This is a genomic window from Streptomyces sp. NPDC050535 (assembly GCF_044457665.1).
Lineage (GTDB): Bacteria > Actinomycetota > Actinomycetes > Streptomycetales > Streptomycetaceae > Streptomyces.
Genome location: NZ_JBITHE010000016.1, coordinates 130,505 through 154,201, shown reverse-complemented (window position 1 = coordinate 154,201; position 23,697 = coordinate 130,505). Strand labels below are relative to the sequence as shown.

The 23,697-nt window shown below is 71.0% G+C and carries 20 protein-coding genes; 7 read left to right on the top strand and 13 right to left on the bottom strand.

Going from position 1 to position 23,697, the window contains the following annotated elements; all coding sequences use genetic code 11:
• Window positions 1-65 precede the first annotated feature (65 nt).
• The 4 genes from ACIBLC_RS30185 to rsmI all read right to left on the bottom strand — a co-directional run bounded on the left by ACIBLC_RS30185 (window position 66) and on the right by rsmI (window position 4,096).
• Window positions 66-1,403, bottom strand: coding sequence for a ubiquitin-like domain-containing protein (locus ACIBLC_RS30185; RefSeq protein ID WP_399214469.1), 1,338 nt, complete (start codon window positions 1,401-1,403; stop codon window positions 66-68).
• Between the two features lie 148 nt (window positions 1,404-1,551).
• Window positions 1,552-2,424 carry a TatD family hydrolase gene (locus ACIBLC_RS30180; RefSeq protein WP_399214468.1) on the bottom strand — a complete coding sequence of 291 codons (873 nt, stop codon included), beginning with the start codon at window positions 2,422-2,424 and terminating at the stop codon, window positions 1,552-1,554.
• A gap of 96 nt (window positions 2,425-2,520) precedes the next feature.
• Window positions 2,521-2,949, bottom strand: coding sequence for a hypothetical protein (locus tag ACIBLC_RS30175; protein WP_399214467.1), 429 nt, complete (start codon window positions 2,947-2,949; stop codon window positions 2,521-2,523).
• A gap of 280 nt (window positions 2,950-3,229) precedes the next feature.
• Window positions 3,230-4,096: a 16S rRNA (cytidine(1402)-2'-O)-methyltransferase gene (rsmI, locus tag ACIBLC_RS30170; protein ID WP_399214465.1), complete on the bottom strand. Its 867-nt coding sequence runs from the start codon at window positions 4,094-4,096 to the stop codon at window positions 3,230-3,232.
• 106 nt (window positions 4,097-4,202) lie between these two features.
• Here rsmI and ACIBLC_RS30165 point away from each other — a divergent pair, with 106 nt between their 5' ends.
• The 4 genes from ACIBLC_RS30165 to ACIBLC_RS30150 all read left to right on the top strand — a co-directional run bounded on the left by ACIBLC_RS30165 (window position 4,203) and on the right by ACIBLC_RS30150 (window position 10,126).
• On the top strand, window positions 4,203-5,942 hold the full coding sequence (locus ACIBLC_RS30165; RefSeq protein ID WP_399214464.1) for a dolichyl-phosphate-mannose--protein mannosyltransferase: 1,740 nt from the start codon (window positions 4,203-4,205) through the stop codon (window positions 5,940-5,942).
• A gap of 128 nt (window positions 5,943-6,070) precedes the next feature.
• The gene (locus ACIBLC_RS30160) at window positions 6,071-7,717 is read left to right on the top strand and encodes a penicillin-binding transpeptidase domain-containing protein (protein WP_399214463.1); all 1,647 of its coding nucleotides are present in this window, start codon (window positions 6,071-6,073) and stop codon (window positions 7,715-7,717) included.
• Window positions 7,718-7,814: 97 nt separating this feature from the next.
• The gene (locus tag ACIBLC_RS30155) at window positions 7,815-9,491 is read left to right on the top strand and encodes a penicillin-binding transpeptidase domain-containing protein (RefSeq protein ID WP_399214462.1); all 1,677 of its coding nucleotides are present in this window, start codon (window positions 7,815-7,817) and stop codon (window positions 9,489-9,491) included.
• An 83-nt stretch (window positions 9,492-9,574) separates the two neighbouring features.
• Window positions 9,575-10,126: a YbaK/EbsC family protein gene (locus ACIBLC_RS30150; RefSeq protein WP_399214461.1), complete on the top strand. Its 552-nt coding sequence runs from the start codon at window positions 9,575-9,577 to the stop codon at window positions 10,124-10,126.
• Here the strand turns inward: ACIBLC_RS30150 and ACIBLC_RS30145 are convergent.
• From ACIBLC_RS30145 to ACIBLC_RS30125, 5 genes are all read right to left on the bottom strand, one after another.
• Window positions 10,115-11,272: a serine hydrolase domain-containing protein gene (locus tag ACIBLC_RS30145; protein ID WP_399214460.1), complete on the bottom strand. Its 1,158-nt coding sequence runs from the start codon at window positions 11,270-11,272 to the stop codon at window positions 10,115-10,117. The genes ACIBLC_RS30150 and ACIBLC_RS30145 overlap by 12 nt on opposite strands.
• Window positions 11,273-11,336: 64 nt before the next feature.
• Entirely contained in the window at window positions 11,337-11,783 is a 447-nt protein-coding gene (locus ACIBLC_RS30140) for an organic hydroperoxide resistance protein (RefSeq protein WP_399214459.1), read from the bottom strand.
• A 174-nt stretch (window positions 11,784-11,957) separates the two neighbouring features.
• Complete coding sequence (locus tag ACIBLC_RS30135; RefSeq protein ID WP_399214458.1) at window positions 11,958-12,722, bottom strand: energy-coupling factor ABC transporter ATP-binding protein; 765 nt, start codon at window positions 12,720-12,722, stop codon at window positions 11,958-11,960.
• Window positions 12,710-13,471 carry a cobalt ECF transporter T component CbiQ gene (gene cbiQ, locus ACIBLC_RS30130; RefSeq protein ID WP_399214457.1) on the bottom strand — a complete coding sequence of 254 codons (762 nt, stop codon included), beginning with the start codon at window positions 13,469-13,471 and terminating at the stop codon, window positions 12,710-12,712. The genes ACIBLC_RS30135 and cbiQ overlap by 13 nt, the downstream gene beginning before the upstream one ends.
• Before the next feature lies 1 nt (window position 13,472).
• Entirely contained in the window at window positions 13,473-14,516 is a 1,044-nt protein-coding gene (locus ACIBLC_RS30125) for an energy-coupling factor ABC transporter permease (protein WP_399214456.1), read from the bottom strand.
• A 221-nt stretch (window positions 14,517-14,737) separates the two neighbouring features.
• Here ACIBLC_RS30125 and ACIBLC_RS30120 point away from each other — a divergent pair, with 221 nt between their 5' ends.
• Window positions 14,738-15,097 (top strand): SsgA family sporulation/cell division regulator, encoded by a 360-nt coding sequence (locus ACIBLC_RS30120; RefSeq protein ID WP_399214455.1) that lies wholly within the window; start codon window positions 14,738-14,740, stop codon window positions 15,095-15,097.
• 16 nt (window positions 15,098-15,113) lie between these two features.
• On the opposite strand, the gene ACIBLC_RS30115 is transcribed toward ACIBLC_RS30120, so the two are convergent.
• Window positions 15,114-15,365 (bottom strand): DUF397 domain-containing protein, encoded by a 252-nt coding sequence (locus ACIBLC_RS30115; RefSeq protein ID WP_399214454.1) that lies wholly within the window; start codon window positions 15,363-15,365, stop codon window positions 15,114-15,116.
• The gene (locus tag ACIBLC_RS30110; protein ID WP_399214453.1) at window positions 15,362-16,207 is read right to left on the bottom strand and encodes a helix-turn-helix domain-containing protein; all 846 of its coding nucleotides are present in this window, start codon (window positions 16,205-16,207) and stop codon (window positions 15,362-15,364) included. Before ACIBLC_RS30110 ends, ACIBLC_RS30115 begins: the two co-directional genes overlap by 4 nt.
• 136 nt (window positions 16,208-16,343) lie before the next feature.
• Between ACIBLC_RS30110 and ACIBLC_RS30105 the strand changes: the two genes are divergently transcribed.
• Window positions 16,344-16,823, top strand: coding sequence for an ATP-binding protein (locus ACIBLC_RS30105; RefSeq protein ID WP_399214452.1), 480 nt, complete (start codon window positions 16,344-16,346; stop codon window positions 16,821-16,823).
• Window positions 16,824-16,887: 64 nt separating this feature from the next.
• Here the strand turns inward: ACIBLC_RS30105 and ACIBLC_RS30100 are convergent, their stop codons facing one another.
• Together ACIBLC_RS30100 and ACIBLC_RS30095 are read right to left on the bottom strand one after the other, a co-directional pair.
• Window positions 16,888-19,104 (bottom strand): MMPL family transporter, encoded by a 2,217-nt coding sequence (locus tag ACIBLC_RS30100; protein ID WP_399214450.1) that lies wholly within the window; start codon window positions 19,102-19,104, stop codon window positions 16,888-16,890.
• A 147-nt stretch (window positions 19,105-19,251) separates the two neighbouring features.
• Window positions 19,252-19,839, bottom strand: a complete 588-nt coding sequence (locus tag ACIBLC_RS30095; protein WP_399214449.1) for a TetR/AcrR family transcriptional regulator — start codon at window positions 19,837-19,839, stop codon at window positions 19,252-19,254.
• Window positions 19,840-20,061: 222 nt separating this feature from the next.
• Between ACIBLC_RS30095 and ACIBLC_RS30090 the strand changes: the two genes are divergently transcribed.
• A complete protein-coding gene (locus ACIBLC_RS30090; protein ID WP_399214448.1) occupies window positions 20,062-23,610 on the top strand; it encodes a S41 family peptidase in 3,549 nt (1,182 codons plus the stop codon).
• Window positions 23,611-23,697: the final 87 nt, after the last annotated feature.

Below are 23,697 nucleotides of genomic sequence, written 5' to 3'. Positions count from 1 at the left end.
GGGGGGTCTGGGGGCGCAGCACCCCAGGAACGGGACGGGAAGGGGCGGAGGGGGCGAAACCCACCTCATCCCTGTAGCCGCGCCCCACAGTGCGGCCAAGGACTCGCCCCCCGGCGTACGTACAGCTTCTTCGCCCGGAAGGTCTGCTCCGCGGCGGGAGCGTCCTGGGGCCGCCCGGCCCCGCCGAGCCCCTGCCACGTCCGGGTGTCGAACTGGTAGAGCCCTCCGTACGTACCGGAGGGATCCACCGCTCCGGGCCGCCCACCCGACTCACAGGCCGCGAGCCCGGACCAGTCGAGATGATCGGCCCCGCCGACAGACGTGGGCATCGCCCTCGTACCGACCTTCACCACCTGCGCCCGCGGCTCCCGCACCACCTCGGAGCCGACCCGCCGCGGCTTCTCCTTGACGCCGTTGACGGTCCGAAGGAAATACGTGACCCGCCGGACTCCCGGCTGCCCCGCCCGCTCGACCACCTCGGTCCCCCGGAACAGCGAGGGATCCCGCGTCCGCTCCACGGCGAACGGAATCGACTCCTCGCGGACCTCCTTGCTCCCGGTGATCCGCATGACGGTGACGGTCTGCCCGTCGCGGGGGAAGCTCCCGGGCGCGACGGAGGTGGTGTCCTGCCCGTGGAGGGTGATCCCGGCCTCGTCGAGAGCCTCCCGCACGCTCGCCGCGTTCGTACGGATCGTCCGCGCCCGCCCGTCCGCCATGATCGTCACGGTGCGCTCGGTGCGGACGTCGAGGGTCAGCCCGGCGCGCCCGATCCGCTGGGAGCGCGAGGTCGACACGTACGCCCCCTCCGCGCGCACCCCGAGCTGTCGGAGCGCCCCGGCCACCGTCTGCTCGGTCGTCCACACCTCACGCGGCTGCCCGTCGAGGGTGAGGCGCACGGGGCGCCCGTAGTGCACGGCGACCTCGTCACCGGTGGCGAGCGGCGTGCCGGGCGCGGGCGCCACCACGTCGTGCGCCCCCACATCGACGCCCTCGGCGGCGAGCAGTTCGGTCACGTCGTCCGCGAAGGTGTGCAGCGTGCGCGGCTTCCCGTCGACGCTGAGCTCGATCGCCTTGTCGTTGGCGACGAACGCGGAGGTCCCGCCGGCCAGGAACGCGACGACCAGCGCCTGCGGGAGCAGCTTCCGCAGGGATTCGGGGCGCTCACCGGTGCCTCTGCGCCGGGCCGCGCGCCGGGCCTCGGCACGGCCGCCGGACGGTACGGCTGCGCCGTCGGAGACGCTCTCGGAGGCGGCCTGCCGGGGCAGCCGGGGCTCGGTGGGAAGGTCGGACTCCGGCACCTGGGACTCGTACGCCTCGTACGCGGGCTCATACGTGTCCGCGTAGCCGTGACCGTACGGCGGCGCGTACGTCGGGGCGTACGGCTCGTACTGCGAGTTGCTCACGACGGCACGCTCCGGAGGGCGGGTGGAGGAAGACGGTGGGCGACCAGAACCTAGCGGAGCGGTCGTCACTCTCCAAAGCGACTCGGCTACCCGGAGTCGCGACACTGCCCTCGGGTGACCCTGAAGGAACCCCCGTCGGCGTTATCCGTCAGTAATCAAACGCACGCGCGGTGTTCGCGGAGATCGAGGTCGCCAGCGCGTCCTCGCCGATCCCCCGCACCGCGGCCATGGCGCGCACCGTGACCGGAATGAGATACGGCGCGTTAGGCCGTCCGCGGTACGGCGCCGGGGTCAGGAAGGGCGCGTCGGTCTCCACCAGGACGAGTTCCAGCGGCGCCACGGCGAGCGCGTCGCGCAGCGGCTGGGCGTTCTTGAAGGTCATGTTGCCTGCGAAGGACATGAAGTACCCGGCGCGGGCGCACACTTCGGCCATCGCCGCGTCACCGGAGTAGCAGTGGAAGACGGTCCGCTCGGGGGCGCCCTCCTCCTTGAGGACGCGCAGCACGTCCGCGTGGGCGTCGCGGTCGTGGATGACCAGCGCCTTTCCGTGCCGTTTGGCGATCTCGATGTGGGCCCGGAAGGACCGCTCCTGGGCGGCCTTGCCCCCGGGGCCGGTGCGGAAGTGGTCGAGCCCGGTCTCGCCGACACCCTTGACCTGCGGCAGCGCGGCCAGCCGGTCGATCTCGGCGAGCGCCTCGTCCAGCGCGGCGTCACCGCCCGGCGGCCGCTCGCCCTGCCGGGACCAGCCGTCGGGGTCGCCGTGGACGATCCGGGGCGCTTCGTTGGGGTGCAGCGCGACCGTCGCGTGGACGGCGTCGTACGCGGCGGCCGTCTTCGCCGCCCAGCGTGAGCCGTTCACGTCGCAGCCGACCTGGACGACCGTCGTCACACCGACCGAGGCGGCCTTGGCGAGGCCCTCGTCCACCGTGCCGGACTGCATGTCGAGGTGGGTGTGCGAGTCGGCGACGGGCACGCGCAACGGCTCGGGGAGGGGCGGGGCTTCGGTCCTGTCGGAGGGCATGCCCCGATCCTACGAAAGGGGCACGCCCGACCTCACCCGAGCCCGGGACCGGGACCGGGACCGGGCACGCTCAGGGACGTCCGGACCCGCCCGGGGTCATCCGGCCTTGCGGTGCGCGAACGGGTGCAGCAGATCCGAGAGGTGCCAGTGGTGCGGCTCCCGGGGCGGGACCGCCTGCGGCTCCCCGAGGATCTCCTCACGCGCCTCTTCGGACTTCCCCCGCTGCTGGGTCCGCTGCAGGCGCTGGATGGAGTCCTGGACGGAGGACACCTGGCCGGCGCGCATGATGCGCACCACGTGGTTGTCGCAGTTCAGACAGGTGGGCCTGCTCAGCGGCGACGGCACGATCTGTCCGTTCGCGACGTACGTCACGAACTCGGTGCCCTCGGCGTTGAGGTGGTGCTCTATCTCGTACGACTGCTCCCACCCGTGCCCGCAGCGCATGCAGGCGAAGGAGTACGACTCGTTGACGACGGCGGTGGCCGCCGCGCCGCGGGGACCGGTCTGTCCTGCGATCTCACTCATGCCAGCTCCTCTGTCCGCTGGACAAGCACCTCCGGCCGGCGGAGGCGGAGGGACGGTGCGTCCCTTCATCCAGTGGACGCTCCTCCCGGCGCGAGTGCACGGGACCTGTCGAGTGTTGGAGCCGTCTTGGCCTTTCCTTGCCACAACACCCCTGGTGGCGGGCCCGCGCTTTGCTTTCCGCCCTCGCGCTTTGCCCGCCTTTGGCGCAGTACCGGCGCCCTGCTCATGGGCGATCGCGAGGCGGGCGTTCCCGGCGCTTCACGGGTGGTTCCGGTGGGGCCTACGGAGCCTGCGACGCACCGGCCCTGGCCGCGTTCTTCGCCGCGACCACCGCGTCGAAGACCTCCCGCTTCGGAAGCCCGGCCTCCGCCGCCACCACCGCGATCGCCTCCTTGCGCCGCTCCCCCGCCTCCTCGCGCACCTGGACCCTGCGCACCAGCTCGGCGGCGTCCAGCTGTTCGGTCTTCTCGGGGGCGCCCTCGACGACGACGGTGATCTCACCGCGTACGCCCTCGGCGGCCCAGGCAGCCAGCTCGCCCAGCGGGCCGCGCTTGACCTCCTCGTACGTCTTCGTCAGCTCGCGGCAGACGGCGGCGCGGCGCACGGTGCCGAAGGCCTCGGCCATCGCGGCGAGGGTGTCGTCCAGGCGGTGCGGTGCCTCGAAATAGACCAACGTCCGGCGCTCGTCGGCGACTTCACGCAGCCGGGACAGCCGCTCGCCCGCCTTCCTCGGCAGGAAGCCCTCGAAGCAGAAGCGGTCGACGGGCAGCCCGGACAGCGCGAGCGCGGTGAGCACGGCGGAGGGGCCCGGTACGGCGGTGACCTTGATGTCCTTCTCCACGGCGGCCGCGACCAGCCGGTACCCGGGGTCCGACACCGAGGGCATCCCGGCGTCGGTCACGAGCACCACCCGCGCCCCGCCGACCAGCGCCTCGACGAGTTCGGGCGTACGGGCCGCCTCGTTCCCCTCGAAGTACGAGACCACCCGCCCGCCGACCTGCACGCCCAGCGCCTGGGTGAGCCGGCGCAGCCGCCGGGTGTCCTCGGCGGCGACGACATCGGCCCCGGCCAGTTCCTGGGCGAGCCGGGGCGGCGCGTCCGAGATGTCACCGATGGGGGTGCCTGCCAACACAAGGATTCCGTTCACCGCCCCATCCTCGCAGGGACCCGCGGGGACCTGCTCATCCGCAAGCAATCCGGCCGGAAGGGCCCGTGCGCGGGACTCCCACAGAAGGGTTCCCTACGATGGCGCGGTGACCAGTACCGCGTCCTCCACGGACACCCGGCAGGGCCAGGCCGCCGAAGACCAGCGGCCGTCGTGGCAGCAGCGGCTGCGCCGCTTCGGATACACGGCAGGGCCGCCCATCGACGTACGCGAGCGGCTGGTGCCGCCGTACGCCGAGCCCAGCCCGCGCATCTGGACGGCGCTCGGGCTGCGCCAGGAGGCCGCCGAGCGCGTGACGCGCTGGTCGGCGTGGGTGGGGCCGCTCCTGGTGACGCTGGTCGCCGGGCTGATGCGGTTCTGGAACCTGGGCAGCCCCAAGGCGGTGATATTCGACGAGACGTACTACGCCAAGGACGCCTGGGCGCTGTTCAACCGCGGCTACGAGGTCAACTGGGCGAAGGACGCCAACGACCTGATCCTCCAGGGCGACGGCAACGTCCGGATCCCGACCGACCCGGCCTATGTCGTGCACCCGCCGGTCGGCAAGTACGTCATCGGGCTCGGCGAGTGGATGTTCGGGTTCAACCCCTTCGGCTGGCGCTTCATGACCGCGCTGCTCGGCACGCTGTCGGTGCTGCTGCTGTGCCGGATCGGGCGCCGCCTGTTCCGCTCGACCTTCCTCGGCTGCCTGGCCGGCGCGCTGATGGCGGTCGACGGCCTGCACTTCGTGATGAGCCGCACCTCGCTGCTCGACGGGGTGCTCATGTTCTTCGTCCTCGCCGCCTTCGGCTGCCTGGTCGTCGACCGCGACAAGTCCCGCGCCAGACTGGCCGCCGCGCTCCCACCGGACGAGAACGGCTTCGCACGCCCCGACGCACACATCGCGAAGACCACCCGGCTGGGCTGGCGCCCGTGGCGCTGGGGGGCAGGCCTCATGCTCGGCCTGGCCTTCGGCACCAAGTGGAACGCGCTCTACATCATGATCGCGTTCGGCATGATGGCCTTCCTCTGGGACGTCGCCGCCCGCCGCGTGGCCGGCGCCCGGTACCCGCACCTGGTGGCCCTCAGGCGCGACGCGTTCATCACGTTCGTGGCCACGGTCCCGGTCGTCTTCGCCACCTACCTGATCTCCTGGACCGGCTGGATCCTCTCGCCCGACAACGGCAAGGGCGGCTACTACCGCAACTGGGCCGTGACCGACGGCAGGGCGGGCAGCTCGAGCCTGGTCCCCGACTGGCTGCGCAGCCTGTGGCACTACGAGAACGAGGTCTACGCGTTCCACGTCGGCCTCTCCTCCCCGCACACCTACCAGTCGAACCCGTGGAGCTGGCTCGTGCTGGGCCGCCCGGTCTCCTACTTCTACGAGTCCCCGGCCCCCGGCACCGACGGCTGCCCCACGGACGCGGGCGAGAAGTGCGCCCGCGAGGTGCTGGCGCTCGGCACCCCGCTCCTGTGGTGGGCGGCCTGCTTCGCGATCCTGTACATCCTGTGGCGCTGGGCGTTCCGCCGCGACTGGCGCGCGGGCGCGATCATCTGCGGCATCGCGGCCGGCTACCTCCCCTGGTTCATGTACCAGCAGCGCACGATCTTCTTCTTCTACGCCATCGTCTTCGTGCCCTTCCTCTGCCTGGCCGTCGCGATGATGATCGGCGCGATCATCGGCCCCCCGGGCTCCACCGAACGCCGCCGAGTGGCGGGAGCCACCGCGGCAGGCGTCCTGGTCCTCCTGATCGCCTGGAACTTCATCTATTTCTGGCCGATCTATACCGGCCAGGCGATCCCCATCGACAGTTGGCGGTCGCGGATGTGGCTGGACACCTGGGTTTGAAGGCCCGGTCTAACGATCGGGGAACACCGCTCCCACGGGTCACTGCTCGCGCATAGAGTGCGAGGAGACGACCTTTTCTGAACGCGTTCATAAGTTCGGGAAGGAGTCCACGGGGAGGGGATCGCGCGATGCGCAAGGGGGCGAAGACCGTCATCGTCGGCGGGGTGTTCGCGGTGATGGTGGGGGGTGCCGGGTACGGCGCCTACACCGTGGTGAGCACGGTGAGCGGGGACGACGGGAGCACCGGGTCGTCGGGGCCCGGCCCGGTGAAGACCGGGCCTCCGAGCGCCGACGAGGTCACGGAGGCGTCGGAGGGGTTCTTCGCGGCCTGGGAGAAGGGCAACGCGGCCTCGGCGGCGCAGTACACGAACAACGACGCGGACGCCGTACCGGTGCTGACCAGCTACGGCGAGGCCGGGCACATCACCGGGGTGCGGATCACGCCGGGCACGCCGTCCGGTGCGTCCGTGCCGTTCTCGGTCAAGGCGACGGTGTCGTTCGACGGGAAGAGCAAGCCGCTCTCGTACGACTCCGAACTGACCGTCGTACGCGGGCGCACCACCGGGAAGGCGCTGGTCGACTGGCAGCCGTCCGTCGTCCATCCCGAGCTGGAGAAGGGCGACACGTTGGTCACGGGCGAGGCGGCGGACCCGCCGATCGAGGCCGTGGACCGGAACAACGTTGTCCTGACCGCGAAGAAGTACCCGTCCCTGGGCCCGGTCCTGGACGAACTGCGCGGCAAGTACGGCGAGTCCGCGGGCGGCACGGCCGGTGTCGAGCTGGCGATCAGGCACGCGGACGGGAACGCGGGCGACACGACACTCCTGACCCTCGCCAAGGGCGAGCCGGGCAGGCTGAGGACGACGCTCAGCGCGACCGCGCAGGCGGCGGCCGAGAAGGCGGTCAAGGAGTACGACCAGTCGTCCGTGGTCGCCGTGAAGCCGAGCACCGGTGAGGTGCTGGCAGTCGCCAACAACCGCAAGGACGCCTTCAACGCGGCGTTCCTCGGCAAGGTGGCCCCCGGCTCCACGATGAAGATCATCACCGCGTCGATGTTCATCGACAACGGCGTGACCTCGATGAACGCCCCGGCGCCCTGTACGCCGACCGCCGTCTGGAAGAGCCAGACCTTCAAGAACCTCACGGGCATGGAGCCCAACGAGAACGCGAGCCTCGCCAACAGCTTCACGCGGTCCTGCAACACCGCCTTCATCAATCTCATCGACGGCACCGAGGCGCACCCGCTCACCGACGAGTCGCTGACGACCGAGGCGCAGACCCGGTTCGGCCTGGGCCAGGACAACTGGAAGACCGGCATCGCGTCCTTCGACGGCAGTGTCCCCGCCTCCGGCGGCCCGGACCGCGCGGCGAACGCGATCGGCCAGGGCCAGGTCCAGATGAACCCGCTGAACCTCGCCTCGGTCACGGCGACCGCCATCACCGGCACCTTCCGGCAGCCGGTCGTCGTGTCGCCCGAGCTCGACGACCGCCAACTGGCCACCGCCAAGGGGCTGCCCTCGAACACGGTCTCGCAGCTCCGCTCGATGATGAACGCCACCGCGGTCAGCGGCACCGCCGCCAAGGCCATGGCCGGGCTCGGCGGCAGCATCGGCGCCAAGACCGGTTCCGCCGAGATCGACGGAAAGGCGGTGTCCGACAGCTGGTTCACCGGCTACCGCGACGACATCGCGGCGGCCGCGCTGGTCCAGGGCGGCGGCCACGGAGGCGACGCGGCCGGTCCGATCGTCGCAGGTGTGCTACGAAGCGGTGGCTGAAGTCACTCCTCACAGGGCGGGACCCTAGGGTGGTGCCTCTCGTTGAGGAACGTGTGGGCACGGGGGCACCAGGGGATCCAGCGGAGGACATGTAGCTGTGGGCAACAGAAGACGCGTCGCCGAGCGCAAGAGCATCAAGGCGAAGCCGGTCGTCCTGGGCGGAGTGATCGCCGTGGTCGTCGTCGGTGGGGCGTTCGGCGCCTACAGCCTGTACGGCGGTGACGCGGCGGCCGAGGACAGGACGTCCACGGCCGCCGACCGCAAGGACGTCAAGACAGGCCCGCTGTCCGCCGTCGAGGTGACCACCGCGGCCACGAAGTTCCTCACCGCCTGGCAGAGCGGTGCCGTCGCCGGCGCGGCAGCGGCCACCGACGACCCGGCCGCCGCGAAGACGCTGCTGGCCGGCTACACCAAGGACGCGCACATCACCGGCGTGACCCTGACGAGCGGCACACGGTCGGGAGCCACCCTCCCGTTCTCCGTCAAGGGCACCGTCACGTACAAGGGCACCAGCAAGCCGCTCTCGTACGAGTCGAAGCTGACGGTCGTACGCCGGGCCGAGGACGGTGTTCCGCTGGTGAGCTGGAAGCCGTCCGTGGTGCACCCGGACCTCCAGGACGGCGACAGGCTGGTCACCGACGAGTCCGGTACGCCCCCGGTCACCGCCCTCGACAAGCACGGCGGCAAGCTGACCACGGCCAAGTACCCGTCCCTGGGCACGGTGTTGGACGGGCTGCGCGAGAAGTACGGCAAGACGGCCGGCGGCAAGGCGGGCATCGAGCTCCAGGTGATCCGCAAGGCCGCGGCGAAGGGCGGGGAGAAGACCCCGGACAAGACGCTGCTGACGCTCAGCGAGGGCACCCCGGGGACGGTGAAGACGACGCTCAGCCCCACCCTCCAGGCCGCCGCCGAGGAGCAGGTGGCCAAGAAGGCCAAGTCGTCGGTGGTCCTGATGGTCCCGTCGACCGGCGAGATCCTCGCGGTCGCGAACCAGAGCCACGGCTTCAACACCGCCTTCCAGGGCTCCCTCGCCCCCGGCTCCACGATGAAGGTCATCACCGCCTCGCTGCTCATCGACCAGGACCTCGCCTCGGCCGACGAGCAGCACCCGTGCCCCAAGACGTTCACGTACGGCAACTGGAAGTTCCACAACGACGACGACTTCCAGATCAAGAACGGCACGTTCAAGGCGAGTTTCGCGCGCTCCTGCAACACCGCCTTCATCAGCCAGGCGGGCGACCTGGAGAACGACAGCCTCACCAAGCAGGCCCAGCAGGTGTTCGGCCTGGGCCTGAACAACTGGGCGATCGGCGTCTCGTCCTTCGACGGCTCGGTGCCCGTGCAGTCGGCGGCGCAGATGGCGGCCTCGCTGATCGGCCAGGGCGGGGTCCGCATGAACCCGCTGAACATGGCGTCGGTCGCCGCCACGGTCAAGTCGGGCACCTTCCACCAGCCGTACCTGGTCGCCCCGTCCGTGGACAAGCGCACGCTCGCCACGGCCTCCCGCACGCTGTCCGCGGACACCCTCTCCCAGCTCCGCGAACTCATGCGGTACACCGCCGCGTACGGCACCGCCGCCGAGGCGATGTCCGGCCTCGGCGGCGACTTCGGCGCGAAGACCGGCTCCGCCGAGGTCGACGGCCAGAAGAAGCCGAACGGCTGGTTCACCGCGTACAAGGGCGACTTGGCCGCGGCGGGCGTCGTCCAGCAGGGCGGCCACGGCGGCGACACGGCGGGGCCGATCGTGGCGGCGCTGCTGAAGGCGGCGAGCTAGGCGTCCTGGTGGCCGTGGGTGACGGGATCCGTTCCCCGGAACCCGTTCGCCTGCCCGGTACGCCGACGGCTAACGTGCCGGTCATGAGCGCCGCCGAAGAGAACACCACCGATGAGAACACCACCGCGAACGCACCCGAAGAGTCCGCCGCACACCCCCGGTTCGCCGAGGCGCTGCGGGAGTTGGGGCTCGGTGACCTGATCCCGCGGGTCCAGCGCTTCCCGGACGCGACCCGCACCGCCGCCGAGGCCGCCGCGGCCGTCGGCTGTGAACTGAGCCAGATCTGCAAGTCGTTGATCTTCGCGGCGGACGGGGTGCCGGTCCTCGTCCTCATGGACGGCGCCTCCCGGGTCGATGTGGACCTCGTACGGCGGGAGTTGGGCGCGGCGAAGGTGACACGGGCCAAAGTCGAGCTGGTACGGGAGACGACGGGGTACGCCATCGGCGGCGTACCGCCCTTCGGGCACCGCTCGAAGACCCGTGTCCTGGCGGACCGTTCACTGCTCGACCACGAAACGGTGTGGGCCGCCGCCGGCACCCCCTACGCCGTCTTCCCGATGGACCCCAAGACCCTGATCGCCCACGCGGGCGGCACCCTGGTGGACGTACGCGAGCAGTCAGCGTCAGGACAGTGAGGCTCGTACCGCCGCCACCAGCGCCTGGGCCCGCGCGTCCGCCGTCACGCTCTTGCGGAAGCCGTTCGTGACGTAGCCGAGGGCGATGCCCGACTCGGGGTCGGCGAAGCCGAGGGCGCCGCCGCGGCCGGGGTGTCCGAAGGAGCCCGGGGAGAGCAGGGGCGAGGCGGTGCCGTGGAGCATGTAGCCGAGCCCGAAACGGGTGTTGACGACCAGGACGCGGTCCGGCCCGGCGGACTGTTCCGCGCGGGCCGCCGAGACGGTCGCCGGGGAGAACAGCCGTACTCCGTCCACCGGACCGATCAGCGCGGCGTAGAAGCGGGCGAGGCCCTCCGCCGTGGCGATGCCGTTGGAGGCGGGCAGGGCGGCGGCCCGGTACGCGGCGTCGTTCTCGTCCGGCAGCGGGGTGATCGCGGCGAAGGCGCGGCGGGTGAGCGACGCGGGGTCCGCGTAGGCCTCGGAGACCGACCGCTTGGGCCGGGTCCGCAGCCCGCCCGGCGCCACCGGGGCGTCGATCTGCCCGACCCGCCCCACCCGCCCCGCCTCGGAGGCCGGCAGCCCGACCCACAGGTCCAGGCCCAGCGGCCCGGCGATCTCGTCGGCGATCCAGTCACCGATCGAGCGTCCGCTGACCCGCCGTACCAGCTCCCCCGTCAGCCAGCTGTATGTCTGCGCGTGATATCCGTGGTCCGCGCCCGGCTCCCACACGGGCGCCTGCGCGGCCACCGCCGCGGCCCCGGCATCGGGATCCGCCGCCTCGGCGGGCGTCAGCGGCCGGTCCAGGACGGGCACCCCGGCCCGGTGCGCGAGCACATGCCGTACGAAGGTGCGTTCCTTGCCCCGCGCCTTGTACTGGGGCCAGTACGCGCCGACCGGGGCGTCGAGGTCCAGCAGGCCGCGCTCGGTCAGCATGAGCAGTACGGCGGCGGCGACGCCCTTCGTCGCGGAGCGCACGATCTGCGCGGTGCCCGGCTCCCAGGGCGCGCCGCCGTCGACGTCCCGCGTGCCGCCCCACAGGTCGACGACCTTGTGCCCGTCGCGGTACACGGCGACGGCCGCGCCCCGGTCCCCGAGCGCGTCGAAGTTCGCGGCGAACGCCTTCCTGACCGGCTCGAAGCCCTCGGCCACTGTGCCGTTCACGTCCACGTCCGCACTCCTGTCCCACTCGCCGGCAGCGATGGAGGCAACATCCGTCGACCACCCGCGATTCCTACCCCAGCAGGATCGTGACCTCGATGTTGCCGCGGGTGGCGTTGGAGTAGGGACAGACGTCGTGGGCCTCGTCGACGAGCTTGGCCGCGACGTCCGCGTCGACGACGGGCAGCGAGACGCTCAGGGCGACCGCGAGGCCGTACCCGCGCTGCCGGTTGGGGCCGATGCCGACCTTCGCGGCGACCGTGGAGCCGGAGAGGTCGAAGCCCGAGCGACGGCCCACCATGACCAGCGCGTTGTGGAAGCACGAGCTGTAGCCCGCCGCGAAGAGCTGCTCCGGGTTCGTACCGTTGCCGTCCCCGCCGAGCGCCGGCGGCATCGCGACCTTCAGGCCGAGCTGGCCGTCCTGGCTGGTGACATAGCCGTCCCGGCCACCGTGCGCGGTCGCCTCGGCGACGTACATGATCTTCGTCGGGCGGGTGTCGACAGCGGTGCCGTCGATCATGGCGGGACCTCCCCCGGAGCGGGCGCCGAAAAAGCGGGCGATTGCATCGTGCACACATTATCGAGTGACACGAGACACCGGTTACCAGGGGGTAGCAACGAAGGGCGGCCGCGGGTCAGGAGGAGGCCGCGGTCATGGTCGTGGTCGTGGTCGTGGTCGTGGTCGTGGCCATGGTCACGCGCCCGTCGTCACGGAGCGCGGGTCGAACCCGAAGGGCAACTCCAGACGGTGGCTGCGCATCAGCTCGTCGTCGGAGAGCAGTTCGCCGGTCTTCCCGTCGGCCGCGATCACGCCGTCGCTGAGGACGAGGGCGCGGGGGCACAGTTCGAGGGCGTACGGCAGGTCGTGCGTGACCATGAGGACGGTCACGTCCAACGACCGCAGGATGTCGGCGAGTTCGCGCCGCGAGGCGGGGTCGAGGTTGGAGGACGGCTCGTCCAGGACGAGGATCTCCGGCTCCATCGCGAGGACGGTCGCCACGGCCACCCGGCGTCGCTGTCCGAAGGAGAGGTGGTGCGGCGGCCGGTCGGCGAACTCGGCCATGCCGACCTGCTCCAGGGCCCCCCGGACACGCTCTTCCAGCTCGGCGCCCTTCATCCCCGCCGCGGCCGGACCGAACGCGACGTCCTCGCGCACGCTCGGCATGAACAACTGGTCGTCCGGATCCTGGAAGACGATGCCGACCTTGCGCCGGATCTCCGCCATGTGCCGCTTGCCGACCGGGAGTCCGGCCACGGTCACGGTCCCGGTGCCGCCGCTCAGGATGCCGTTGAGGTGCAGCACGAGGGTGGTCTTGCCGGCGCCGTTCGGCCCGAGCAGCGCGACGCGCTCGCCGCGTCCGACGGTGAAGTCGACGCCGAAGAGGGCCTGATGCCCGTCGGGGTAGGCGAAGGCCAGTCCGGCGACTTCCAGCGAGGGAGACAGGGTCACAGGGTCCATCCCAACAGACATACGACGAGCGCGGCGAACGGAAGGGCGAAGGCGTACCTCCACTGTGCCCGGGACGCGGTCACCTCGTCGATGACCGGCATCGAACCGGTGTATCCCCGGCTCACCATGGCGAGGTGCACGCGCTCCCCGCGCTCGTAGGAGCGGATGAACAGCGCGCCCGCCGACTTCGCGAGCACCCCCCAGTGCTTGACCCCGCTCGCCTCGAAGCCGCGCGACTCACGCGCGATCCGCATCCGCCGCATCTCGTCCGCGATGACATCGCCGTACCGGATCATGAAGGACGCGATCTGTACGAGCAGCGGCGGGAGCTTCAGCCGCTGGAGGCCCAGGAGCAGTTCGCGCAGTTCGGTGGTCGAGGCCAGGAGTACGGAGGCGGCGACGCCCAGCGTTCCCTTGGCGAGGACGTTCCAGGCGCCCCACAGGCCGTTCACGCTCAGCGACATGCCGAGCACGTCGACCCGCTCGCCCTGTGCCACGAACGGCATGAGCACCGCGAAGGCGACGAACGGGACCTCGATGAGCAGCCGCTTCAGCAGGACGAGGGCGGGCACCCGCGCCTGGTAGGCGACGCCCGCGAGGAGCACGGCGTACAGCGCGAACGCCCACATCGCCTCGCGCGGGGTGGAGACCACCACGACCACGAAGGCGAAGGTGGCCGCGAGTTTGGTGTGCGGCGGCAGGGCGTGCACGGGCGAGTGGCCATGCCGGTAGAGCTTGTGGGCGTGGCCGGAACCCATCTCAGGCGACCTGGGTGGGCGACGCTTCGGCGGTACGGCGCCTGCGGACCGCCCAGAAGACGCCGGTGCCCGCGACGGCGGTGACGCCCACGCCGATCACGCCCGCGAGGCCGCCGGAGAGCCGGCTGTCGGAGATGTCCTTCACCCCGTAGTCGGCGAGCGGGGAGTCCGCCGCGGCGTGCTCCTCGGCCTTCCTGTCGATGCCCTTGTCGGTGGCGACCTTCTCCAGGCCGTCGGGGTCGGCGGAGGCGTAGAAGCTGACGAACCCGGCGAGGACGAGGGAGGTGACCAGGCCGGTGATCCACACCTTGCGGTGCGAGGTGCGGGCGGCGACGGGCGCCGGTTCGGCCGCGGGCGCGTCGACCAGCTCGCCGTCGACGCGCAGCTTGAGCCGCGGCGTGAGGCCACGCGCGCCGTACACGAGATCCGGTCGTACGGCGATGACGGCACCGACCGTGAGCGCGGTGATCGCGGCCTCGCCGATGCCGATGAGGATGTGGACGCCGACCATGGCGGTGGCGACCTTCTCGATCGCGACGTCCGTGGTGCCGCCGAGCGCGTAGAGGAGGGTGAAGGCGACAGCGGCGGCCGGCACCGACAGGAGCGCGGAGACGAAGGCGGCGGCGGTGATGGAGCGGCGTCCTCGCGGGAGCACCTTCACCAGGCCCCGGAAGACGGCGTACGCGACGACGGTCGTGACGATCGCCATGTCCGTGATGTTCACGCCGAGCGCGGTGAGGCCGCCGTCCGCGAAGAGGATGCCCTGCATCAGCAGCACCACGGAGACGCAGAGGACCCCTGTGTAGGGGCCGACGAGTATCGCCGCCAGCGCACCCCCCAGCAGATGTCCGCTGGTCCCGGCGGCGACCGGGAAGTTCAGCATCTGGACGGCGAAGATGAAGGCGGCGACCAGGCCGGCGAGCGGCGCGGTCCGCTCGTCGAGCTCGCGGCGGGCCCCCTTGAGGCTCACGGCGATGGCACCGGCGGCGACCACACCGGTGACCGCGGAGACTGGGGCGTCTATGAATCCGTCAGGCACATGCACCGTACGAGAATAGCGCCTTGTTGCGAACGTATCGCAAGAGCAAGGCAGCCATGAATAACCGAGCGGGCGTCGGGCAGGAGACATAGCCCCGCGGGCGTCGGGCAGAAGACATGGAGGAGGCCGGTCGTGCGCCCGGGGGCGGATCTCGCGGAGTGTGCGACATTGGAGAGGTGCCGGATTCACAGATTCCGCACAGGTTACGCAGCGTAAGGAGTCGGTTCATGTCCGCCGTCGAACAGTACGCACGCGCCCATATCGTCACCGACACCGCGGACACCGCCGCCGACGAACACCGGGCCGTACCCGTCGCCCTTCGCTACGACCCCGACACCGACCCGCGCCAGGTGCAGGTCACGCTGCCCGGCCCCCACGAGTGGGTCCTCGCCCGCGAACTCCTCGAACAGGGCCTGCGCTCCCCCGTCACCAGCGGCGACATCCGCGTCTGGCCGTGCGGACGCGTCCAGGCCGTCATGGAGTTCCACTCCCCCCAGGGCGTCGCGGTCGTCCAGTTCGAGTCGAAGACGCTGGTGCGGTTCCTGCGGCGGACGTACATGGCGACGGCCACGCCGGTGGGTCGCTGACCCGCGTCGGCAGGGCTCACATCCCCGACGCGTACGCCACGAAGTCCGTCCACGTGGCGGGGTCCACGGTGAGGCGGGGGCCTTGGGTGCGCTTCGAGTCACGGACGTGGATGGCGGCGGGGGCCACGGCTATCTCGACGCAGTCGCCGGGTTCACCGCTGCTGCTGTAGCTGCTCTTGAACCAGTCGAGCGCCACCTCTACGCAGTCGCCGGCCTCGCTGCTGCTGCTGTAACTGCTCTTGAACCAGCGGAGTTCCGTGGTGCTCATAGTCTCCCCAGCACTTGTTCGATGAAGACTTGCGACTCCCTCGGCGTGAGGGCCTGCGCCCGGATCATGCCATAGCGAAGTTCAAGGAGCCGAAGATCCCTGGGACTTGAGACCGGGCGGCCGTTGAAAGCCCCGTCGCAACGCCCGACCGCCGTGCCGTCCTGGAACTTCAGTACCTCGATCAGGCCGTCCATCCCCGCGTGGTCCTCCCGGTCCGTCGGCATGACCTGAAGCATGACGTTCCGCAACCGCGCCACCTCCAGCAGGTGTTCGAGCTGTCGACGCAACACCATTTTCCCTCCGATGGGGCGCTCCAGCGTCACCTGTTCCTGGACAAAACCGAGTGTCGGTGCGGGCTCCCGTTCGAAGATCACCTTTCGGGCCACGCGAGCGTCGGTCTCCCGAGCGATCACGTCTGCCGAGTACGCGGGCTGTCGCGTCTCGAACAGCGCCTTCGTGTACTCCGGTGTCTGCAACAACCCATGGATGTTGTGGTTGCTGTAGAGCAGCAACTCAACCGCCCGCGCCTCCAGCTGAGCCAACTCCCGAACCTTCTTCGGGTACCGGGCCTTCTCCGTGTGCACCCGCAGCGCGGCAACCGCCCCGCTCGCATTGAGCACTTCGTCCGCCTGGTAAAGGAACTCCAGCCGGGGGATCCGCGCCCCGCGCTCGATCTTGCGGATCATGTCCTCGCCGTACCCCATGGCCTCCCCGAAGTCGGCCGCGCTCATCCCCGCGGCCTCCCGGTGGAACCTGATCACGCCGCCGACGACCTCGATCATCGGCGCCATCTCGTCACCGGGTTCGATGCCCCAGCCGGCCTCGTCCACGCTCTCGCTCATCGCCCACCTCCAACGCGCACCCGTACCCGTACGGCACGGGGACAGCCGAGACAGGCCGGGACAAACGCCGGACAGTAACGGTACGTACACGCGCCGCGACTCCTCACCGTACGCAGAGTCGGCCACGCTGAGTGATGTGAATCAAGAAACCGCCGCCCCACGCCCTCAACTCGGCGACCCCATCCGCAACTTCAGCGTCCTTCTGTCCCCCACGCTCCGCGGCGCCCGCCTGGCCAGGCTGCTCGCCGTCGAGCAACTCCGTGGCTGGGAGCTCCCGTTGGAGGCGGCGAGCCAGATCGTCGCCGAGCTGGCGGCCAACGCCGCGACCCATGGGCGGATCCCGGGCCGCGACTTCCGGCTGACGCTGTACGTGGTCGGCGACACCCTCCGCATCGAGGTCACGGACACCCGCGGCGACCGCCTCCCACGGCTCAACCGGGCGGAGCCGCATGCGGATTCGGGGCGCGGCCTCCTGATCGTGGACGCGCTGGCGGACCGCTGGGGCGTGACCTCGGGACTGCCGCCACGCAAGACGGTCTGGGCGGAGCTGGCCGTGGACAGAGCCCCTCGTCCAGACCGCGCGGCGAGTACCTCCTCGGCGTCGAGGCGCGGGTGAGGGCGGACGACGACGGGGCGTCCCACGTGAAACGTGGGACGCCCCGCCAACCGTCGAGCGAGCCTCAGGCGCCGACCAGCTCCCGGTCCTCGCCCCGGCCCCGTCGCTCCTCGTCGAGCTTGCGCAGCCCCTCGCCCTCGACGTCGACGTTGGGGAGGGCGCGGTCGAGCCACTTCGGCAGCCACCAGGCCTTCTTGCCGAGGAGGGCGAGTACCGCGGGGACGATCGCCATGCGGACCACGAACGCGTCGAAGAAGACCGCGATGGCGAGGCCGAAGCCGATCATTTTGATCATGGACTCGGTGGAGCCGATGAAGCCGCCGAAGACGGCCATCATGATGACGGCGGCCGCGGTGACCACGCGGGCACCGTGGTTGAAGCCGGTCACGATCGCCTGGCTGGGCTTCTCGCCGTGGACGTACGCCTCGCGCATCCGGGTCACGAGGAAGACCTCGTAGTCCATCGCGAGTCCGAAGACGACGCCCACCATGAAGATCGGCATCATCGACATGATCGGGCCGGTCTCCTCGACGCCCAGCAGACCGGCGAACCAGCCCCACTGGAAGACCGCGACGACGGCGCCGAGCGCGGCCATCACCGAGAGCAGGAACCCGAGGGCCGCCTTCAGCGGGACCAGGATCGAGCGGAAGACCACGATCAGCAGGAGGAAGGCCAGGCCGACGACCAGCGCCAGATACGGCAGCAGCGCGTCGTTGAGCTTCTGCGAGAAGTCGATGTTCATCGCCGTCGTGCCGGTGACCAGCACCTGCGCGCCGGTGTCCGCCTTGATGTCGCCGGCCTCGCCGCGAATGGCGTGCACCAGGTCCTCGGTGGTGACCGAGGAGGGCTTGGAGTCGGGGATCACGGAGATCGTGGCGGTGTCCCTGGCCTCGTTGAGCGGGGAGGGTGTCACCGACACGACGTCGTCGAGGGCCTTGATCCGGTCGGTCACCGTGGTGACGGCGGCGTCCGGGTCGTCGCTCGCCTTCACGTCCGTGACGATCATCAGCGGACCGTTGAAGCCGGGCCCGAAGCCGTCGGACAGCAGGTCGTACGCCCGGCGCTGGGTCGTGGAGGTCGGCTGCGAACCGTCGTCGCCCAGGCCCAGTTCCATCGAGGAGGCCGGGATCGCGGCGGCGCCCAGGGCGACGACACCGAAGAGGAGGACGGCGACCGGACGGCGTACGACGAAGCTCGCCCAGCGGGTGCCCATGTTGGGCCTGCCCTCCTTCTTGGCGGCCCTGCCCCCGCCGAGCAGCCTGCTCTTCTTGCCCGCGGGCTGGACCCGCTTGCCGGCGTAGCCGAGCAGCGCCGGAATCATCGTGAGGGCGATCAGCACCGCGATCACGACCGTGCCGGCCGCGGCGACACCCATCTTCGTCAGCATCGGGATGTTCACGACCGACAGGCCGACCAGGGCGATGACCACGGTGAGACCGGCGAAGACGACCGCCGAGCCCGCCGTGCCGACGGCCCGCCCGGCCGCTTCCTCGCGTTCGCGGCCCTCGGCCAGCTCGGCCCGGTAGCGCGAGACGATGAACAGCGCGTAGTCGATGCCGACCGCGAGACCGATCATCATCGCGAGCGTGGAGGTGGTGGTGCCGAGGTCGAGCGCGTTCGCCAGCGCGGTGATCGTCGAGACACCGATGCCGACGCCGATCAGCGCGGTCAGCAGCGGCAGTCCGGCCGCGATCAGCGAGCCGAAGGTGATGACGAGGACGACCGCGGCGACCGCGATACCGATGATCTCGGTGGACCCGGTCTCGGGCGTCGCCTGGAGCGCGTCACCGCCGATCTCGACGGTCAGCCCACCGGCCCGCGCCTCCTGTGCCGAATCCTCCAGGGCCTCCTTCGAGGAGTCCTGCAGCTCCATGCCGGAGACCTTGTACGAGACCTGCGCGTACGCGACCGTCCCGTCGTCGGAGATCGACTTCTCCTTGTACGGGTCGGTCACGGAGGTGACTTCGGAACCGTCGCCGAGCGCCTCGACGGCCTTCTCGACGGTCGCCTTGTTGTCCGCGTCCGCCATCTTCTCGCCGCTGGGCGCCTTGAAGACGACACGGGCGGTGGCTCCGTCGGCGCTCATGCCGGGGTTGCGCTGTTCCAGCAGGTCGAAGGCCTTCTGGGCCTCGGTGCCGGGAATCGAGAACGAACTGGTGCCCGCCGCGGGGGCACTTGCCGCGCCGACGCCCGCGAGGGTGAGCAGCGCGACCCAGATCAGCGCGGCGAAGTGCCGTCGCCTGAAGGCGAGTCGGCCGAGTTTATAGAGAAACGTAGCCACGAGGGCGTACTCCCGGTCAGGTCGTGGGATGGCAGGGGCTGGTGCGATCACCCGAGTGGGGGCAGCGGGGATCAGCCCGACGACGTGAGCGACGCGTCAAGGGCAACTGGGGGAAGTGGAGAGGGAATTGCTGGGAGGGGTGAGGAATCAGGCGCCGAGGGCAGGGAGGACCACGGCGTCGATGTACGAGGTGAGATAGGCCTGCGTCGGCGGCAGTTCGTCGATCATGGTGCGGGCGGCGAAACCGCCGATCATCATGTGCACCACGTAGTCCATCGCGGGGTTGTCCGGCCGGATCTCGCCCCGGTCGACGGCTCGCTGCAGCACGCGCCGCATTTCCGCCAGTTCCGGTTCGATGATCAACTCCCGGAAGGCGCGCAGGAGATCGGGATTCCCGTGGATCGCCATGGCCAGACCCCGCATCAGCGCGGAGTTCTGCTCCATCTGGCAGTCGTCGCTATGGGTGACCATCGCGTAGAAGTCGCCCCGCAGGGAGCCGGTGTCCACATCGGCGTGTCCCCGCTTCTGGTGCCCCATCGCCCTGGCCACGAGCTCGGCCTTGCCCCCCCACTGGCGGTAGAGGGTGGCCTTGCTGGACTTGGTCCGGGCGGCGACGGCGTCCATCGTCAGGGCGTCGTAACCGACCTCCCGGAGCAGATCGAGCACGGCCGTGTAGAGCTCGGCCTCGCGCTCGGGCGTGATCCGACTGCGTCGCACCGTTGCGGCTTCAGTCATCGCACTCACCTTCTCCTGCTCCGACAGACTCGACAGACTTTGTCAGACTCCTCAGTGCACCGGACTCGTGAATGCACCTTCGTACGACTCTGAAGATACCCTGAGAGTCAGCGAAACGAAACCGTTTCGTACGTGTCCTGTGTCACGCGTCCGGCACTCAACCCTCTTGTCGACCCGCTCGCACGAGTTGCCGAGGCCCTCCGAGCGGAAAAGCATGGGGAGGTGAGCGACGAGTACGAGAACGCGACCACCGGGGCGAACGCCGCCGGATACCTGCGCTTCCCGCACCTCAGCGGCGACCTGCTGTGCTTCGCGGCCGAGGACGACCTGTGGGTGGCCCCCCTCGACACCCCGGGCCGCGCCTGGCGGCTCACCGTCGACCGCACCAAGGTAGGCCACCCCCGCTTCTCCCCCGACGGCCGCCACATCGCGTACACGAGCTGGCGCAGCCTCGTCCCGGAGATCCATCTCGCGCCGGTGGACGGCGGCCCCGGCCGCCGGCTCACCTACTGGGGCAGCCCCGACACCCAGGTCTGCGGCTGGTCCCCCGACGGCGACATCCTCGCCGTCGCCTCGCACGGCCAGCCCTTCTCCTACTTCACCTGGGCCTACAGCGTCCCCACCGACGGCGCCCCCGGCGGCCGGCTCCCCTGGGGCCCGGTCTCCGACATCGCGGTCGCCGACATCGACGGGGAACGCCAGACCCTGCTGCTCACCGGCACCCCGCCGCACGAGCCGGCCGCCTGGAAGCGCTACCGGGGCGGCGCGACCGGACGCCTGTGGCTGCACGGCAGCCGCCTGCTCGCCGGCCTCGAGGGCCACCTCGACACCCCCATGTTCGTCGGCGGCCGGATCGCCTTCCTCTCCGACCACGAGGGCGTCGGGAACCTGTACTCGTGCGCGTACGACGGCTCCGGCCTGCGCCGCCACACCGACCACGCCGCGTACTACGCCCGGCACGCCTCCAGCGACGGCAGCCGGGTCGTCTACCAGTGCGCCGGCGACCTGTGGATCGTCGACGACCTCTCCCCGGATTCGGTCCCGCGCCGGCTCGACGTACGCCTGGGCGGTCCGCGCGCCGGACGCCGTACGTACCAGGTGCCGGCCGCCCAGCACGTCGACGGCATCTCCGTGGACGAGACGGGCCGGGCCAGCGCCGTCGTCGTACGCGGCAGCCTGTACTGGCTCACCCACCGCGACGGCCCCGCGCGCACCATCGCCGACACCCCGGGCGTACGGGTCCGGCTCCCCGAGATGCTCGGCTCCGGCGGCCAGGTCGCCTACGTCACCGACGCGGAGGGCGAGGACGCCGTCGAGATCGCCTACCTCCCGCGCGCGAGCGGCGCACGCGAGCCGCGCCGCCTCGCCTCCGGCGCACTGGGCCGCGTACAGGAGATGGTGTCGGACCCGCGGGGCCAACGGCTCGCGATCGCGTCGCACGACGGACGGCTGCTGCTGCTCGACGCGAGCGAGGAGTCGGAGGACGCCGCTGGAACCGAGCCCGGGTCTGGGGCGGAGTCCGGGTCTGAGCCCGGGTCCGGGTCCGGGTCCGGGTCCGGGGCGGAGTCCGGGTCCGGGTCCGGGTCCGGGTCCGGGGCGGAGTCCGGGTCCGGGGCGGAGTCCGGGTCCGGGGCGGAGTCCGGGTCCGGGGCGGAGTCCGGGTCCGGGGCGGAGTCCGGGTCCGGGTCCGGGTCCGGGGCGGAGTCCGGGGACGCCTCCGGAACCGGGGCCGGTGGAGGCGAGGTCAGCGGGGCCGGCGGAGGCGGGGTCACCGAGCTCATCCGGTCGGTCAACGGGCCGGTGCGCGATCTGGTCTTCTCGCCGGACGGCGCCTGGCTGACCTGGTCGCACCCCGGGATCGGCCGCTCGCTGCGCCAGATCAAGATGGCGCGGATGAAGGACCGTCTGATCGTCGACGTCACGAACGGCCGCTTCGAGGACGAGAACCCGGTGTTCACCCGGGACGGCCGCTATCTGGCGTTCCTGTCCTGGCGCGGCTTCGACCCGGTGTACGACGTGCACACCGGGGACCTCTCCTTCCCGCTCGGCTGCCGCCCCTACCTGGTGCCGCTGTCCTCCGCGACCCCCTCCCCCTTCGCGCTCAACCCCGACGGCCGCCCGGTCGCCGGCGGTCTGGACCCGGTCGAGGACGAGGCGGGCGACGGCAGCACGGTCATCGTGGAGACCGAGGGCCTGGAGAGCCGGGTGACGCCGTTCCCGGTGCCCGCCTCCAAGTACTCGGCGCTCTACCCGGTCGCGGGCGGCGGCCTGGTCTGGCTGCGCTGGCCGATCTCGGGCGCGCTCGGCGAGACCTTCGCCAACCCCGACGACACCTCCGGCCGTCCCACCCTCGAGTACTTCAACATCGCCAAGGCGAAGAAGTCCGAACTCGTCGAGCATCTCGACTGGTTCGCGGTCAGCGGCGACGGCAGCCGGCTCGTGGTGGTCGACGAGAGCGACCTGCGCGCCGTCCCCTCCACCGAGTCCGGCGACGGCGACTCCACCGTCTGGATCGACCTGCGCCGCATCCTGCACGAGGTGGACCCGCCCGCCGAGTGGCGCCAGGCGTACGAGGAGGCCGGCCGCGTCATCCGCGCCTACTACTGGGATCCGCACATGTGCGGCATCGACTGGGACGCGGTCCTCGCGCAGTACCGCCCGCTGGTCGAACGGGTAGCGTCCCCCGACGAGTTCGCGGACCTGCTCCGGGAGGTGCTCGGCGAACTGGCCACCTCGCACGCGTACGTCTCCGCGGCCCGCCGCAACGAGGGCCCGGCGCACTACCAGCGGTGGCAGGGCCTCCTCGGCGCCAACTTCGTTCGCAGGGAGGATAATTGGATGCTCAAGCGGATCCTCCCCGGCGACTCCTCGGACTCCAAGGCCCGTTCACCGCTCGCCGGTACGGGGATCCGCGAGGGCGCGGTGCTCACCCATGTCGACGGCCGGCCGGTGGACCCGGTCACGGGCCCGTATCCGCTGCTGGCGGGCGCGGGCGGTACGACGGTGGAGCTGACGTTCACCCCGGCGCGGGGCGAGGGACGGTCGCGCCGGGTCGCCGTGGTCCCGCTCATCGACGAACGGCCGCTGCGCTACCAGGACTGGGTGGCCAAACGCCGCGCTGTCGTGCGGGAGTTGAGCGGCGGACACTGCGGCTATCTGCACATCCCCGACATGGGCGGCTCGGGCTGGGCCCAGTTCAACCGCGACCTGCGCCTGGAGGTGTCCCGGCCCGCGCTCATCGTCGACGTGCGCGGCAACGCGGGCGGCAACATCAGCGAGCTGGTCATCGAGAAACTGACCCGCAAGATCCTGGGCTGGGACGTGACACGCGACGCCCAGCCGGTGTCGTACGCCTCCAACGCCCCGCGCGGTCCGGTGGTCGCGCTGGCGGACGAGGCGACCTCCTCCGACGGCGACATGATCACCGCGGCCTTCAAGCTGCTGAAGCTGGGCCCGGTCGTCGGCCAGCGCACCTGGGGCGGAGTCGTCGGCATGACCGGCCGGCACCGCCTCGGCGACGGCACGGTGATCACGGTCCCGATGAACGCCGGCTGGTTCGACGCGTACGGCTGGTCCGTCGAGAACAGGGGTGTCGACCCCGACCTCGAGATCCTCCGTACGCCGCTGGACTGGGCGGAGGGTCGGCACGCCCAGCTGGACGACGCGGTCCAACTGGCCCTGGACCTGCTGCGGATGCGCCCGGCGGCCTCCCCGCCGGACCACTCGGACGTGCCGGACCGGACGAGGCCGAAGCTGCCGCCACGAGGCTGAACGCCTTCGCGGGGCCGAAAGCCAGGCCGCCTTCGCGGAGCTGAACACGGGAGCAGGGGAAACGCGAAAGCGGGCAACGCCGAAGCG

Coding starts and splice junctions, on each gene's coding strand:
- ACIBLC_RS30140 (WP_399214459.1), bottom strand. CDS start 11,783: ATGATCGACGGCACCGCTGTCGACACCCGCCCGACGAAGATCATGTAC.
- ACIBLC_RS30110 (WP_399214453.1), bottom strand. CDS start 16,207: ATGAGCGAGAGCGTGGACGAGGCCGGCTGGGGCATCGAACCCGGTGAC.
- ACIBLC_RS30150 (WP_399214461.1), top strand. CDS start 9,575: ATGAGCGCCGCCGAAGAGAACACCACCGATGAGAACACCACCGCGAAC.
- cbiQ (WP_399214457.1), bottom strand. CDS start 13,471: ATGGGTTCCGGCCACGCCCACAAGCTCTACCGGCATGGCCACTCGCCC.
- ACIBLC_RS30095 (WP_399214449.1), bottom strand. CDS start 19,839: ATGACTGAAGCCGCAACGGTGCGACGCAGTCGGATCACGCCCGAGCGC.
- ACIBLC_RS30175 (WP_399214467.1), bottom strand. CDS start 2,949: ATGAGTGAGATCGCAGGACAGACCGGTCCCCGCGGCGCGGCGGCCACC.
- ACIBLC_RS30135 (WP_399214458.1), bottom strand. CDS start 12,722: ATGGACCCTGTGACCCTGTCTCCCTCGCTGGAAGTCGCCGGACTGGCC.
- ACIBLC_RS30120 (WP_399214455.1), top strand. CDS start 14,738: ATGTCCGCCGTCGAACAGTACGCACGCGCCCATATCGTCACCGACACC.
- ACIBLC_RS30115 (WP_399214454.1), bottom strand. CDS start 15,365: ATGAGCACCACGGAACTCCGCTGGTTCAAGAGCAGTTACAGCAGCAGC.
- ACIBLC_RS30180 (WP_399214468.1), bottom strand. CDS start 2,424: ATGCCCTCCGACAGGACCGAAGCCCCGCCCCTCCCCGAGCCGTTGCGC.
- ACIBLC_RS30160 (WP_399214463.1), top strand. CDS start 6,071: ATGCGCAAGGGGGCGAAGACCGTCATCGTCGGCGGGGTGTTCGCGGTG.